This window comes from Archangium sp. (genome assembly GCF_036277355.1).
GTDB lineage: Bacteria > Myxococcota > Myxococcia > Myxococcales > Myxococcaceae > Archangium.
On sequence record NZ_DASUNC010000138.1, the window covers coordinates 46,212 to 60,006 of the forward strand.

Sequence of the window (13,795 nt, forward strand, 5' to 3'; positions counted from 1 at the left end):
GACTACAGACCCTTGGAGGCGAGGAACTTCGCCGTGTCCACCATGCGGTTGGAGAAGCCCCACTCGTTGTCGTACCAGGCCATCACCTTGAGCAGGTTGTCGCCCATGACCATGGTGTTGGTGGAGTCGAAGATGGAGGAGTGCGGGTTGCCGTTGTAGTCGACGGAGACGGTCAGCTCCTCGCTGTACTGGAGGATGCCCTTGAGCGGGCCCTCGGCGGCGGCCTTGAAGGCGGCGTTGACGGCGTCCACGGTGACGCTCTTGCTGGTCACCACGGTCAGGTCCACCAGGGACACGTTCGGGGTGGGCACGCGCACGGCCTGGCCGTTCATCTTGCCCTTGAGCGCCGGGAGCACCTCACCGATGGCCTTCGCGGCGCCGGTGGAGGCGGGAATCATCGACAGCGCGGCGGCACGGGCGCGGCGCAGATCCTTGTGCGTGAGGTCCAGGATGCGCTGGTCGTTGGTGTAGCTGTGGATGGTGGTCATCACGCCCTTCTCGATGCCGAAGCTGTCCAGCAGCACCTTGCCCAGCGGCGCCAGGCAGTTGGTGGTGCACGAGGCATTGGAGAGGATGTGGTGCTTCTTCGCATCGTACTGGTCGTGGTTGATGCCGTAGGCGATCGTCAGGTCCGGGCCCTTGGCCGGGGCGGAGATGATGACCTTCTTGGCGCCCGCGCCCAGATGCTTCTCGGCGCCGTCGCGCTCGGTGAAGCGGCCGGTGCACTCGAGGACGATGTCCGCGCCCAGGGACTTCCAGGGCAGCGCGGTGGGGTCCTTCTGGGCGGTGACGGCGATCTCCTTGCCGTCGATGATGATGGCCTTGTCCGTGGCCTTCACGGTGCCCTGCCAGGTGCCGTGCACGGAGTCGTACTTGAAGAGGTGGGCCAGGGCGGCCGGCTCGTCCAGGTCGTTGATGGCGACGAAGTCGAGGTTCTCCTTGCGGCTCAGGGCGGCGCGAAGCACGCAGCGGCCGATGCGACCGAACCCGTTGATGGCAATCTTGGTGGCCATGTCTCAGTCTCCTTAGAGAAAGTGGAAAGACGAGGTTGGAAAGCTCACAGGCACACGACGGGCCGTACGGCCTCCCGCCGTGGGAAAGGGCGGCCGACCGTAGGCATGTGACGCACGCGAGTCAACGCTCTGTGAAGAGAGAACGACGACGCGTCCGCCGTAGCTGAACAGTGGACAGGAGTAACAGCCACGCAACGGACGCACCGCCGCCCGCTCGGCAGCCACAGCCCGTCTCCGCGCTTTCGTAGGAGCCGGGAATGCGCTCCACCGAGCAGGGCGCGGGGCTCATGGGGGCACGGACGACGGCGCCCGGAGGCAGGACCTCCTCTCCATCGGGTGGCGTGGGGGCCGAGGCCAGCACGCCCGCCCGGGCCAGGAAGGCCCCCATGAGCCAGGCCCGGCGCTCGGGATTGACGATGCCCTCGAAGGGCACGCTCAGGAAGAGCACCTGCCCGCCCGGCGCCGAGGCCACCGCCGCGGCCGAGTCCGTCCCGGCATAGCCCAGCACGGGAGAGCCCCCCTCCAGCGGGAGGAGCACGTCCGTCATCCCCACCGGGAAGGAGCCTCGCAGCCCGTCGTCGAGCAGCGAGTGGGAGAGGCCCGGGAGCCAGCCCTCGGAGAGCCCATTCACCAGCAGGGCCGACGAGCCGCAACCCGGCAGCACATGGAGGATGTCGGTGAGGAAGGCCCGCGCGTCCTCCCCCCCCACCGCGAGCGCGGAGGCCACATGGCTGCCCGAGAGCAGCAGGTGCCCGCCGCCCGTGACGAAGGTGCGCATCATCGCCTGCTCGGCGACGGTGGGGCCCTGCCCCCCTGCCCCTCCCCGCCCGATGAACCAGTCCAGCACCCGGTAGCCCACCGGGGTGAGCAGGCCCGCGGAGATCGCCTCGCTGGTGGCTCCGTCGAAGGCCACCGCGTGCCGCGCCACCGCGTCCCCGTGACGCCGCAGGGCCGTGCCGTCATTCATGGCCTCCAGGAGCTCGCGCAGCGGCGTGCCCAGCCCGTAGGCCGAGAGGTCCTCGGCCCGCGCCAGCTCCGCGTCCAGGCGGCGGAAGGCGTTGACCACCAGCACCTCGGAGACCTTGCCCGCCTCCGGGACGCGCACGCCCACCACGTCCGAGGGGAAGGACTCGCCCCCCTCGTTGAGGGAGGCCACGCGGAAGTAGCGCGTCGTGCCCGCCGGCAGGGTGATGGAGAAGGACGTGGACGCCACCTCGGAGCCCCCGTCCCAGGCCAGGCCGTCCGCGCTCTCGTAGACGCGGTAGCGGGTGGCCGCGTGCCCCCCCAGGTCCACCGCATCCACGGGGGGCTCGGCCCACTTCACCTCCACCCGGCCACTGCCCGCGTGGCGCGCCACCAGGGCGGCGGGCGGCTCGGCCGGCAGGCGCACCGGCTGACCGTCCCGCGCGGCGAAGTACTTGATGAGGCCCTGCAGCATGGCGCGCGCGGCCACCCGGCGGAACTCCGGCTGCTTCAGGTGCACGGCGTCCGCGGGATGGTCATGGTAGGCCACCTCCACGAGCACCGCCGGCGTCTCCGGGTTGTGGGCCGGGTTCAACTCGCCGAAGTTGGCCGAGCGCAACGCGCGCACCCGCCAGTTCGGGTCGACCGCATTGCGGATGTCCTGCCGCAGCTCGTCCAGCAGCGCCCGGGCGAGCACGTCGCTGCCCGGCACTCCCGTGAAGTTCAGCGTGCCGTCCACGGGATTGGGCCCGTAGACGTAGACCTCGGTGCCGCGGAACCGGTCATCGGGCGTCGAGAGCCCGGAGGCATTCGTGTGCCAGGCGACGTAGACGGCGTCCTCCCCGTCCTCATGGAGCCAGGCGGCGAAGCGCGAGCGCGAGGTGACGTCGTCGTTGCGCTCGTTGGAGAGCGCGTTGATGCCCGAGGGCGCGAACACCGCGGGCGGCGCCCCGCTGAACTGGGTGTGGTAGCGCGCGCACTCCTCGAAGCGGGGGCGCGGCAGGGGCGCGAGCGTCCCGTCACCGATGACGCCCGTGCCACCGCCGATGCGTACCGCGTCCAGCGACAGGGTGCCCGACTCCGCCGAGTCGTTGAGCGCCACCACCGAGGCCGTCTCGGGATGCTGGCCCGCGCGGAAGTAGAAGCGGCCCAGCAGCACCCACGTTCCACCGTGGCGGCGCTGGTTCACCCGGAAATGGCTCTCGCCGCCCGCGTGCCGCACCACGTAGTGCGCGTCCGGGACGCGGCCCGGGTCCGCCCCATACGAGACGTACACGTGATAGGCGCCATCCGCCGGAATCACCGGGGCCCAGGTGGCCTCCGCCGTGGCGGTGGGCGCGGCCGTCATCAGCCGGTGGTCCCCGAGCTGGAAGGGCTGCACCGCGTTCCCCATCGGCACCGGCGGAGGACCCCAGCCGGGCGTGGCGGAGGTGAAGAACTCCGTGGCGCCAGTCTCCGAGTAGCCCGCGGCCCCGTTGTCGAGGAGGACCATGCGCGGGTTGAGGTCCGACTCGCGCACGGGAATCACCGTGGCGCCCGCGCCCGTGAGCATCGGCAGCAGGTACTGGTTGAGCGTCTCGATGGAGACCAGGTCCTCGACGACGTCGTTCGTGTTGCCCCGCTGGGTGGCCCACCGGCCCAGGGGCGAGCTGCGATAGAAGCCGTGCCCCGGGCTCAGGTAGATCGTCTTGCCCGACAGGGCCCCCGTGCGGATGCGCGTCTGCGGCACGCCCGCGAGCGCCGACACGGAGCCCCGGGGATCCTCGCGGCGCACCAGGGGCGGCTCGGAGGGCAACCAGCGGGTTTCGAAGGACCTCGGGCCCGGGAGCGGCACATAGACGGCACCCGGCGGCTCCAGGCCGCAGTCTTGGGAGAAGGAGCCATCGTCCTGGGCCTGGCTCGTGCCCGGCAGGCAGAGCAGCGAGACCAGCACCCAGGCGGTGGCACGTACGTGAGCAGGAAGGGCCATGAGGGGGCGGACGTTAGGCCCCGGCGCGAGGGTACGCCAATCAAACCGTGAGTGCCTGCCTGCTCTCCCGCTAACCTGCTTCCTCGATGAGCTCTCCCGCCCTATCCCCTCCGCTTCCACCGCCCGAGAAGCCGCAGCCGCCGCCCCATCCTCCCCGGGGTGGCTCCGGCATGCTGGCCTCCTTCGTCCATGCCTGGAACGGGCTCATCCACACCGTCGTGCACCAGCGCAACATGCGCGTCCACCTCGTCTCCGCGCTCCTCGTGGGCCTGGTGGGCAGCGGCATCGAGCTGGGACTCGCCGAGAAGGTGACGCTCATCTTCTGCGTCCTCCTCATCTTCTTCGCGGAGATCCTCAACAGCGCGCTCGAGCACCTGGTGGACCTGGCCACCCGCCACTTCGACGAGAAGGCCCGCCTCACCAAGGACGCGGCCGCCGCCGGTGTGCTGGTGCTCGCCACCGGCACCGTCGTCATCTTCGCCGCCATCCTCGTGCACAACTGGCAGACGGTGCTCAACAGCGGGCCTCGAATCGCCCGTCAGGTGGCGCTCGGCCTGCCGCTGGCCCTGTGCGTGCTCGTGCTGGTGCTCCCCCAGCCGCGCTCCGTCTGGGTGGACAGGCTGGCCTTCGTGGGCGGCGCCGTGCTGCTCGGTGCGCTCGCGCCGCGCACCGCCAGCTCCGTCTTCACCGCCATGAACGCCGGGTTGCTCGTCGTCGCCGGGGCCGCGGCCCGCCAGCGCCGCCTCGAGCGCGCCCGCCCCCACCGCTAGGAGCGGCGGAACGCGGGCAAAAAAAAAACCGGCTCCAGGCCGGTTTCTTCCTCGCCACCTGGAGGGACGCTCGAGCCCCGGGACCTGCCCGGAGCCCGGCTACCCGCCAGGGACAGCGCCAGTCTACCCGCTCAGGCTTCCTTGCGGAACTCCGGCCGGACCTCGGCCGTTGCCTGGGCAACGTTCTCGCCCTTGATGTCCTCCGTCACCAGGTCCAGCAGCTCCGTGGCGATGCCGATGATCTGCATGGGGGTGTAGCCGCTCGCGCGCAGCTGGTTGAAGAAGGTACGGGCGAGAATCCGGGTGCCCTGCTTGTCAGTACTCAAGGACGTGTCCTCCGAGATGCGGTGGGACCGCGTAATCACTGGCGGTTCCTTCTTCAACCGGCGTGCCAGCAGCCACCTTCCTGACGAATTCTCCATGCACTTCGGGTGGTTGAGAGAATCCAGGGGCGGGCCGGGTCGTCCGGAGATGCGAAGGGGCGTTCGCACCCCTCGCTTCGTCCAGGGGGAGGGCATGCGAGGGGTGCATCGTCAAGTTCGCACCCGCTCGCTCCTCGGGTGTTCAATAGCTTGCATTCGGGGGCTGGGGTGACGCACATACGCGCCCCCTGTCCCCGGCTTCAGGAGAAGAGCAGCGCATGGCGTATCGAGTGAACAACATCGGGCTGTGGTTGGACGAGCCGGAAGAGCTGCTCGGCCAGCGGGCGGCCGAGAAGCTCGGAGTGACCCGCTCGGACCTGGCGTCCGTGCGCGTCGTGCGCGCGGTGCTGGATGCTCGCAAGAAGGGCAGCCCCCGCTACATCTATACGCTGGAGGTGGAACTCGCCCCGGGCCGGGCGCCCAAGCGGCTGCCGCCAGACGTCGGGGAGACGGCGCCTCCGCCCGAGCCTCCGCAACGCGTGAAGGAGCCGGAGCGCATGCCGCTCATCATCGGCACCGGACCCGCGGGACTCTTCGCCGCGCTGGGGCTACTGGAACGCGGCGTTCGCACCATCCTCATCGAGCGCGGTCGCGAAGTCGTGGCCCGGCGGAAAGATGTGGCGAAGCTGATGCGGGACGGCTCGCTGGACCCCGAGAGCAACATGAACTTCGGGGAGGGTGGGGCTGGCGCTTATACCGACGGCAAGCTGTCCACGCGCATCAACCACCCCATGGTGCGCAAGGTGATCGAAACGTTCGCCCGCTGCGGCGCGCCGGACCACATCCTCATCGAGGGCAAGCCGCACATCGGCTCGGACCTGCTGCCGGGCGCGGTGGCGAAGCTGCGCGATGACCTCATCGCCGGGGGCTGCCAGGTGCTCTTCGAGCACAAGGTGGAGGACGTGCTCTACCGCGACGGCCGGGTGTCCGGCGTGCGGCTGACGGACGGGCGCACGCTGGAGAGCGATCGGGTGGTGCTCGCCCCGGGCAACTCGGCGCGCGAGCTGTACGAGCGCTTCGCCGCGGACGGGCGCGTGGTCATCGAGCCCAAGCCCTTCGCGCTCGGCTTCCGGGCCGAGCACCCGCAGGGGCTCATCAACTCCATCCAGTACGGGAGCGCGGCGAAGAATCCGAAGCTGCCGCCCGCCGACTACAAGCTGGCGGAGAACCTGGACGTGGACGGAGAGGTGCGCGGCATCTACTCGTTCTGCATGTGCCCCGGCGGCATCGTGGTGCCCACGCCCACCCAGGACGGGCTGCAGTGCACCAACGGCATGAGCAACTCGCGCCGCAACGCGAAGTACGCCAACGCGGGCATCGTCGTCACCGTGTCCGTGCAGGACTTCGAGCGCGAGGGCTTCAGCGGCCCGCTCGCCGGCCTGGAGTTCCAGCGCCACTGGGAGGCCAAGGCGTACGAGCTGGGCGGGGGCAAGTTCTACGCCCCCGCGCAGACCATTCCGGACTACCTCGCCGGGCGCGTGAAGAAGGACCCGGGCGGCACCAGCTACCGGCCGGGGCTCGCGCATACGGACCTCAACACGCTCTTCCCCGAGCGCCTCACACAGTCGCTGAAGCAGGCGCTCAAGGCGTTCGACCGCAAGATGCGCGGCTTCGTCAGCGACGAGGGCAAGCTCATCGGCATCGAGAGCCGCACCAGCTCGCCGGTGCGCATCACCCGCGGCGAGGACATGCAGTCCGTGTCGATGCGCGGGCTCTATCCCGCGGGCGAGGGCTGCGGTTACGCTGGCGGCATCGTCTCCTCGGCCATTGATGGACTGCGCGTGGCTGAGCAGATTGCGAGCGAGCTCGCCTGAGCCACGGGAGGGTGTCATGGGCTACCGCGTACGCACACCGGAGGGAGAGCTGGCCTACCCCACGTTGAGGGACGTGGAGGTGGCGTACATCCAGGGGCTGGTGGAGCCCACCGATGAAGTGCTCGAGGATGGACACTCCACCTGGCGCAAGGCGGCGAGCATTCCGGCGTTGGCCCGGGCGCGTCCCGAAACGAAGGGGCTCGCGGGGCGGACGCAGATGTTGAGCGTCATCCTCGCCGTGGCCCTGGGAGCCGGGGCGCTGACGCTCGTCATGAGCGACTCGTGGCCCCGGCGTGGACTGGGCATCGTCCTGGCGCTGGCCATGAGCGTGGTCCTCACGCGGATGACCGCCAAGGCCCACAAGCGGCCCGCGCCTCCGAGGGACTGAGCCCCTATTTCCCTTCCTTCCCCTCTCCCTTCGGGAGAGGGGATATTGGCTCCCCCGCTCCCCTGCCCCACGAGCGGGCACTCCCGCCCTCCCCGCATCGAGTCCCCAGCCGCCGCATGTTTCCCCCCATTGAGGGCACATGGCGCGCGGCCAGCACCGCGCCCGCGCAGAGGGGAGGACGGCCTTGTTCAACACCTATCTGTCCCGCGAGGCGGCACGCAGGCTGAAACACGGCGCCCCCTGGGTGCGCCGCGAGGACATCGTCTCCATGGAGGGCACGCCCTCCGCCGGTGAGGCCGTGCAGCTCCGGGACGAGGACGGACAGGTGCTCGGGCTCGCGGATGTGGACCTCGAGTCCTCCTATGCCGTGCGCCGGCTGGGGCTCCCGGACGAGTCCGCCGAGGGCATCATCCCCCGCCACGTCCGCCACGCCTTCGAGCGCCGCGCCCGCATGGTGGATGACCCGCGCTTCTGCCGCTCCATCAACGACGACGGCGACGCCCTGCCCGGCCTCATCGTGGACCGCTACGACACGCACCTCGTCGTCCAGACGCTCACGCGCGCCATGGACGCCCGGCTGCAGGAGATCACCCGCGCCCTCGTGGAGGTCTCCGGCGCCGAGTCCGTGCTGCTGCGCAACGACACCGCCCGGCGCCGCCAGCTCGGCCTGCCCGTGCAACGGCCCCACGCCCTCTTTGGCAACCCGCCCCGCTGGAGCCGCGTGCTGGAGCTCGGCGCGCGCTTCACCGTGGACCTCACCTACGGCCCGGGCGTGGGCTACCCCTACGATCAGCGCGAGCTGCGCCGCTTCCTCGGCCGCCTCTCCCAGGGTGCGCGGGTGCTCGACCCGAGCTGCCACGTGGGCGGCCTCTTCGTCCACGCCGGCCGCCACGGCGCCCGCTCCATCCTCGCCTTCGACAGCGACGCGGACACCGCGGACCTCGCCCGCGAGAATGGCGAGGCCAATGGGCTCCTGGGGCGCCTCCAGGTGGAACGCGGGGACGCCCTCTCCGTGCTGCGCGGCATCCACGACACCTTCGACCTGGTGCTCCTGGACACCCCCGAGGCCAGCTCGCCGCAGACCTTCGTCGAGCAGGTGCGCCTGGGCCTGCGCGCCACCCGCCACGGGGGCACCCTGCTCGTCGTCGGCTACCACCCGCCCCTGCCCACCGGCGGCTTCGACGACCTCATCGCCGAGGCCTGCGAGCAGGAGGGACGCATGGGCTTCCGCTTCGCCCGGCTCGGCCTGCCGCCGGACCACCCCACCCTCGTGGGGTTCCCCGGCACCGACTACCTGTCGGGCATCGTCATCGAGGCCAGCTGAGCGGCCCGCGGACGCCTACTTCTTCGTGGCGGTGGCGTGCTTGCGCACCGCCCGGAGCACGTCCGGCACGGACGTCTTGTTCGCCCGGTCGGCGATCCACTTCGGCAGCGAGCCGCCCGGATCCGTGTAGAGGTAGTAGGTGACGAACGTCTTCTTCCCCTCCTCGCGCGGCTCCAGCAGCCAGTAGCCCGTGTTCAGCTTCACCCGCACCACACCCTGCTTCTCGGGGGGCGCCCCCTCGGTGGCCGCCGTCCAGGCCGTCTTCAGGAAGCCCTTTCCGTCCTTCCAGTCCGACTCGTCCCGGATGCGGATGATGAAGTCCCGCTTGTCCACCAGCGGGGCGTTCACCAGGCAATAGAACACGGTGATCTTCCCGTCCTGCTCCGAGGACAGCACCCGGCTCTCCTCGGTGTAGGGCATGGTTTTCGTGTAGTGGCCGTAGTCACGGATGACCCGCCAGACGTCGTGGGCGGGGGCATCCACCAGGGCGGTGGCCTTCACCTCGGAGACGGAACCCCCCTCGGGAGTCCGGGCCAGCACGGAGATACCGTCGTCACGGGCCACCTGCTGCCAGGCCGGTTCAGGGGCGCCAGTCAACAGCACCAGCAGGGAGAGAGCGGGAAGTAGGGACATGAATCCATCCTAACCGCCTGGGTGGTGGTAGTGTCGCCGCCCGCGTATGACGACCGATAACCCGTCCGACAATTCCCCCACTTCCTCTCCCACCGACGCCTCCGTGGAGCAGGTGCGCAAGGTGTATGCGAAGGACCTGCGCGAGAAGGACTCCGTCAACACCGTCTTCCGCGTCACCAGGAAGGAGCGCGTCACCGCGCGCAGCGGCAAGGTGTTCCTCTCCGTGGTGCTCGTGGACAAGAGCGGAGAGATCGACGCCCGCGTCTTCGACAAGGTCGAGGCGCTCGAGCCCACGTTCTCCACCGGTGACTACGTGCTCGTGCGCGGCAACGTCATCGGCTTCCACGGCAAGTCCCAGGTGGTCATCGAGGCCCTCGAGAAGCTGGACCCCGAGCCGCTCGACCCCCAGGAGTTCGAGCCGCCGGCCCGTGAGGAGCAGCCCGCCCCCAAGGCCGCCGCCCCCGCTCGTGAGGAGCAGCCCGCCGCCCCCAAGCCCGCCCGCGAGGAGCAGGCCGCGCCCAAGGCGGGCGGTGAGGGAGGCCACAGCGGCGCCCGCGCCGTGGGACAGATCCGCGAGCTCATCACCGAGCGCGTGAACGACCCGAATGTGAAGGCGCTGCTGCTGGCCTTCCTGGATGACACGCAGATCGCCGCGGGCCTGCCGCACGCGCCGGCCGCCAAGGGCATCCACCACGCCTACCGGGGCGGACTGGCCGACCACCTCCTGTCGGTCATGCGGCTCACCCTCCGCGTGGCGGACCACTACCCCATGGCGGACAGGGACTTGCTGCTCGCCGGTGCCTTCCTCCACGACGTGATGAAGGTGGCGGAGATCTCCCCGGACAAGGGCTTCGAGTACACCGACGAGGGCAAGCTGGTGGGCCACCTCGTCATGACGGCGCAGAAGATCCGCGAGAAGACGCTCGGGATTCCCCACTTCCCGCCGCTGCTGGAGCAGCACCTCACCCACCTCGTGCTCGCGCACCACGGGCGGCTGGAGTACGGCTCGCCCAAGCTGCCGATGACCCTCGAGGCGCACATCGTCCATGCGCTCGACTCACTGGACTCGCGCATCGCCTCGTGGGTGGAGGCCATGCAGCGCGACCCCAACGACAAGTGGACGGAGAACCTCAAGCTCTACGACCGCCAGCTCTGGAAGGGCCCCGTGCCCACGTCCCGGGGCCGTGCGCCCGTGGAGGGTGGCCGCCGGAAGGGCAAGGAGGGCAAGAAGCCCAAGGAGCGTCCGGAGCGGGCCCCGGGTGCCGCCGCGGGCGAGGGCCAGCAGGCGCCGCGAGCCGAGCGTGCCGAGAGGCCCGAGCGAGCCGAGAGGCCCGAGCGTCAGGAGAAGCCGCGCGAGCCCCGGCCGCCGCGGGAGCCGCGCGAGGGACGGGAGCCGCGTGAGCAGCGGGAGCCTCGGGAGCCTCGGGAGGCGCGCGAGCCCAAGCCGCCACCGCGTGAGCGGGTGGACGTTCCCAAGGAGCTGACGTTCAAGCCGTTCAGCGTGCTGACGGCGCCGAAGGCGGAGCCCACCGACAAGGGCGGTGGGGAGGGCTCGGACACGGAAGGCTGAGACATGGCGAAGAAACTGGGCGAGCGCCTCGTCGAGGCGGGGCTGGTCACCTCGGATTCCATCCAGAAGGCACTGGAGCACCAGAAGATCACCGGCCACCGGCTGGGGGACTGCCTGGTGGAGATCGGCCTGCTCCAGGAGGCGGCGCTGCTGCGCTTCCTGGCGGCCGAGTTCCAGACGCGCTTCGTCTCCGCGGAGAAGCTGGCCAAGGCCCGCATTCCCACGGAGGTGCTGGACAAGGTGCCGGTGCGGCTGGCGGAGGCGCAGAACGTGCTTCCGCTGGCCATCGACCCGGAGCGCCAGTTGCTGTCGGTGGTGGCGGCCGAGCCCCAGAACAAGAAGCTGCTGGACGAGATCGCCCTGGTGACGGGGATGAGCGAGGTCTACGCGTACGTGGGCCTGCGCAGCACCATCGCCGCCGCCATCCGCAAGCACTACTACGGGGACACGACGGCCTTCGCCTCGCTGGAGGTGGTGACGGCGCAGATCCGGGCGGACGTGTCCACCATGGCCACCGCCTACGAGAGCACCGCGGGGGCGCCCCCCAGGGCCAGCCTCCAGCTGCGGCTCGAGTCGGACACGCGGCTGCGGCCACGCCCGGGCACGCAGGGGCGGAACAAGACGTCCAGCGGCGACACCTTCCCGGGCACGCGCGGGACGGTGAGCGACAGGGATTACATCGAGACGCTGAGCATCCTGGTGACGATGCAGGAGCGGGACCGCAAGCACCACCGGGGACACTCGGCGCAGCTGTCGAGGCAGGCCACGGTGGTGGCGAGGCGCCTGGGAATGCCGCCGCGGGACGTGGCGGCGGTGGCCATCGCGGGCTACCTGCACGACCTGGGCAAACCGGCCGAGCGCCACTTCTGCCTGGCGAGCAACGCGGTGAACCCGGAGTGGATGGCCGAGGCCAAACGCTACTGCCGGGTGCCGACGAAGCTCTTCGAGTCGGTGAACCTGCCGGTGCAGGTGAACACCATGCTCGCGCAGCTCTACGAGGCCTATGACGGCTCGGGGACGCCGCAGGGAGCCAAGGGGGATGACATCACCCTGGGCGCGCGGATTCTGGCGGCGGTGGACAGCTACCTGGATCTGACGAAGAACCCGGCCAACGCCTACGGGAAGCTGCTGACGAAGGAGCAGGCGCTGGAGCACCTGCGGGAGAACTCGGGCACGCTGTACGATCCGTTGGTGGCGGACATCGTCATGCAGGTGCAGACGGGCGAGCTGCTGCGCCAGCGCATCATCAACGACGGGCGGCAGATCCTCATCGTGGAGCCCGAGGAGGGCACGCGCACGGACCTGCTGGATTGCACCCAGAAGCAGGGGCTGGTGGTGCATGCGCTGTCCTCGCTGGATGGAGCGTACGACGCGCTGGGGTACCAGGACTGCGACGTGCTGGTGGTGGGGCTGAAGTTCGGGTTGGAGGAGGTGCTGGGGCTGCTGCAGGCGGTGCGCGTCTCGCCGGAGCACGCGGGCCTGCCGGTGGTGGTGCTCGGAGACCCGGACGCGGGCACGCGCGAGCGGTTGATGATGGGCGGAGCCTCGGCGGTGCTGCCTCCCGCGCAGCCGGACGAGGCGGCGAAGACGATCCGCGCCCTGTACGACGATCGCATCCAGCACAACGGGCCGGCCCGGGTGGTGCGCGGCAGCCTGGACGAGCTGCCGGCGGCACAGCTGCTCAAGCTGCTGGCAACGGGCAAGAAGTCGGGGCGGCTGTACCTGAAGCAGAACGCGCACGAGGGCTACCTGCACCTGGAGCAGGGAAAGCTCGTGTACGCGACGGTGGCGACACAGAACGGCGAGCAGGCCATGCAGACGCTGCTGGGCTTCCAGCAGGCGGACTTCCGCTACGACCCGGACTCGCTGCTGCTGGACACGCCGCAGATGGACAAGGACCTGGAAGTGCTCGCCCAGCAGGTGGCGATGCGCAGACCGACCATGTCCGTGCCTACCGTGTAAAGCGGCCTCTCCCTCTTGGGAGAGGGATACGCTGAGGGCAGCCCGGCAATGAGGTAACTGTTCCCGAGGGCATGACAATACCAGCGGGAAAGTACACGCACCCGCCGTGCATACAAGCGGTGCACAAGCAATTCGAATTGCTGGAGGCTGCGGACAACAAACCTCCTTCAATTCACGAAAAGTCAAAATCGTTGCGATCCACTCAGCGCAACCCCAACACTCGACAAAGCTCAAAGCAGGCTCAAGCCAGCCATTAGACTCCACACCCTAGAAACACACCAGCCACCATTCACCACAGGAGAAATCATGTCTCACATAGAACGTGCGCTTTTCGTCATCGGAGAACAGGGTGATGGCAAGAGCACACAACTCCGAAGCATGTTTCGAGACTTCCGACTCAACACATGGGGAGACATTCCCTCATCCCCAAAGCTCCACAGCATATATGCTCTCAGCAATGAACGAAGGCTGTACCTGCGCCTAACCTCTCCTCATGAACGTGGAGAGACCAGAACCGAGTTTCACAACAAATTCAAGCGAGTGCTAAAATATGGCCATCGGTGGAACTTCGCCTGCCCAATACAGCCTAACACTTACAACAAGATGCCTGATGCTGTAGAAACCATTCTTTACTTTTTTGAGCAGTTCAGCCCTGAGCGCACCAGAGCAGTATTTCTAAGCCCTAACCGACAGGGTATTCCGAAAGACCCTGCCAAACTCATGAAAATGCACGATCTTCTCTGGAAGAAGAAGGTAGAATGCATCAGCATTGATGCTCGCACCCCCGACCTTAATGGAAAGGTTTTGTCGGGCTTTTTCGACTTCACCTAGGAGCTTGTCGGAGTATCCCACCGTAGAGGGTGGACCAGAGGGGTGACGCCCCAGGTGGTCCTTCAGAGGGGAGGCGAGTTCTGGTTGAAGGTGGAGGGTGAGCACCACCTCGACGAAGAAGCCGGAGCAGGCCGCC

Annotated in this window: 11 protein-coding genes; 6 read left to right on the forward strand and 5 right to left on the reverse strand. The window is 69.0% G+C overall.

The annotated features are described in order from the left end of the window. Positions 1-2: 2 nt before the first annotated feature. A complete protein-coding gene (gene gap / locus VFZ09_RS33260; protein WP_329731750.1) occupies positions 3-1,013 on the reverse strand; it encodes a type I glyceraldehyde-3-phosphate dehydrogenase in 1,011 nt (336 codons plus the stop codon). 121 nt (positions 1,014-1,134) lie between these two features. Next, complete coding sequence (locus VFZ09_RS33265) at positions 1,135-3,945, reverse strand: N-acetylmuramoyl-L-alanine amidase (RefSeq protein ID WP_329731751.1); 2,811 nt, start codon at positions 3,943-3,945, stop codon at positions 1,135-1,137. A gap of 86 nt (positions 3,946-4,031) precedes the next feature. On the opposite strand from VFZ09_RS33265, the gene VFZ09_RS33270 reads away from it, so the two are divergent. Then, on the forward strand, positions 4,032-4,715 hold the full coding sequence (locus tag VFZ09_RS33270; RefSeq protein ID WP_414640772.1) for a diacylglycerol kinase family protein: 684 nt from the start codon (positions 4,032-4,034) through the stop codon (positions 4,713-4,715). Positions 4,716-4,846: 131 nt separating this feature from the next. Here VFZ09_RS33270 and VFZ09_RS33275 read toward each other — a convergent pair whose 3' ends face one another. Then, positions 4,847-5,041: a hypothetical protein gene (locus VFZ09_RS33275; RefSeq protein ID WP_329731753.1), complete on the reverse strand. Its 195-nt coding sequence runs from the start codon at positions 5,039-5,041 to the stop codon at positions 4,847-4,849. Positions 5,042-5,355: 314 nt separating this feature from the next. Between VFZ09_RS33275 and VFZ09_RS33280 the strand changes: the two genes are divergently transcribed. From VFZ09_RS33280 to VFZ09_RS33290, 3 genes are all read left to right on the forward strand, one after another. After that, positions 5,356-6,951, forward strand: a complete 1,596-nt coding sequence (locus VFZ09_RS33280; protein ID WP_329731754.1) for an NAD(P)/FAD-dependent oxidoreductase — start codon at positions 5,356-5,358, stop codon at positions 6,949-6,951. Positions 6,952-6,967: 16 nt separating this feature from the next. Next, the gene (locus VFZ09_RS33285) at positions 6,968-7,339 is read left to right on the forward strand and encodes a hypothetical protein (protein ID WP_329731755.1); all 372 of its coding nucleotides are present in this window, start codon (positions 6,968-6,970) and stop codon (positions 7,337-7,339) included. A gap of 184 nt (positions 7,340-7,523) precedes the next feature. Beyond that, entirely contained in the window at positions 7,524-8,663 is a 1,140-nt protein-coding gene (locus VFZ09_RS33290; protein WP_329731756.1) for a class I SAM-dependent rRNA methyltransferase, read from the forward strand. Between the two features lie 15 nt (positions 8,664-8,678). Here the strand turns inward: VFZ09_RS33290 and VFZ09_RS33295 are convergent, their stop codons facing one another. Then, the gene (locus VFZ09_RS33295; RefSeq protein WP_329731757.1) at positions 8,679-9,296 is read right to left on the reverse strand and encodes an START domain-containing protein; all 618 of its coding nucleotides are present in this window, start codon (positions 9,294-9,296) and stop codon (positions 8,679-8,681) included. Positions 9,297-9,342: 46 nt separating this feature from the next. On the opposite strand from VFZ09_RS33295, the gene VFZ09_RS33300 reads away from it, so the two are divergent. Both VFZ09_RS33300 and VFZ09_RS33305 read left to right on the forward strand, forming a co-directional pair. After that, positions 9,343-10,866: a 3'-5' exoribonuclease YhaM family protein gene (locus VFZ09_RS33300; RefSeq protein ID WP_329731758.1), complete on the forward strand. Its 1,524-nt coding sequence runs from the start codon at positions 9,343-9,345 to the stop codon at positions 10,864-10,866. Positions 10,867-10,869: 3 nt separating this feature from the next. Beyond that, on the forward strand, positions 10,870-12,828 hold the full coding sequence (locus tag VFZ09_RS33305; RefSeq protein ID WP_329731759.1) for an HD domain-containing phosphohydrolase: 1,959 nt from the start codon (positions 10,870-10,872) through the stop codon (positions 12,826-12,828). 675 nt (positions 12,829-13,503) lie between these two features. Here the strand turns inward: VFZ09_RS33305 and VFZ09_RS33310 are convergent. Then, on the reverse strand, positions 13,504-13,795 hold a 292-nt coding region (locus tag VFZ09_RS33310; RefSeq protein WP_329731760.1), incomplete at its 5' end, for a hypothetical protein.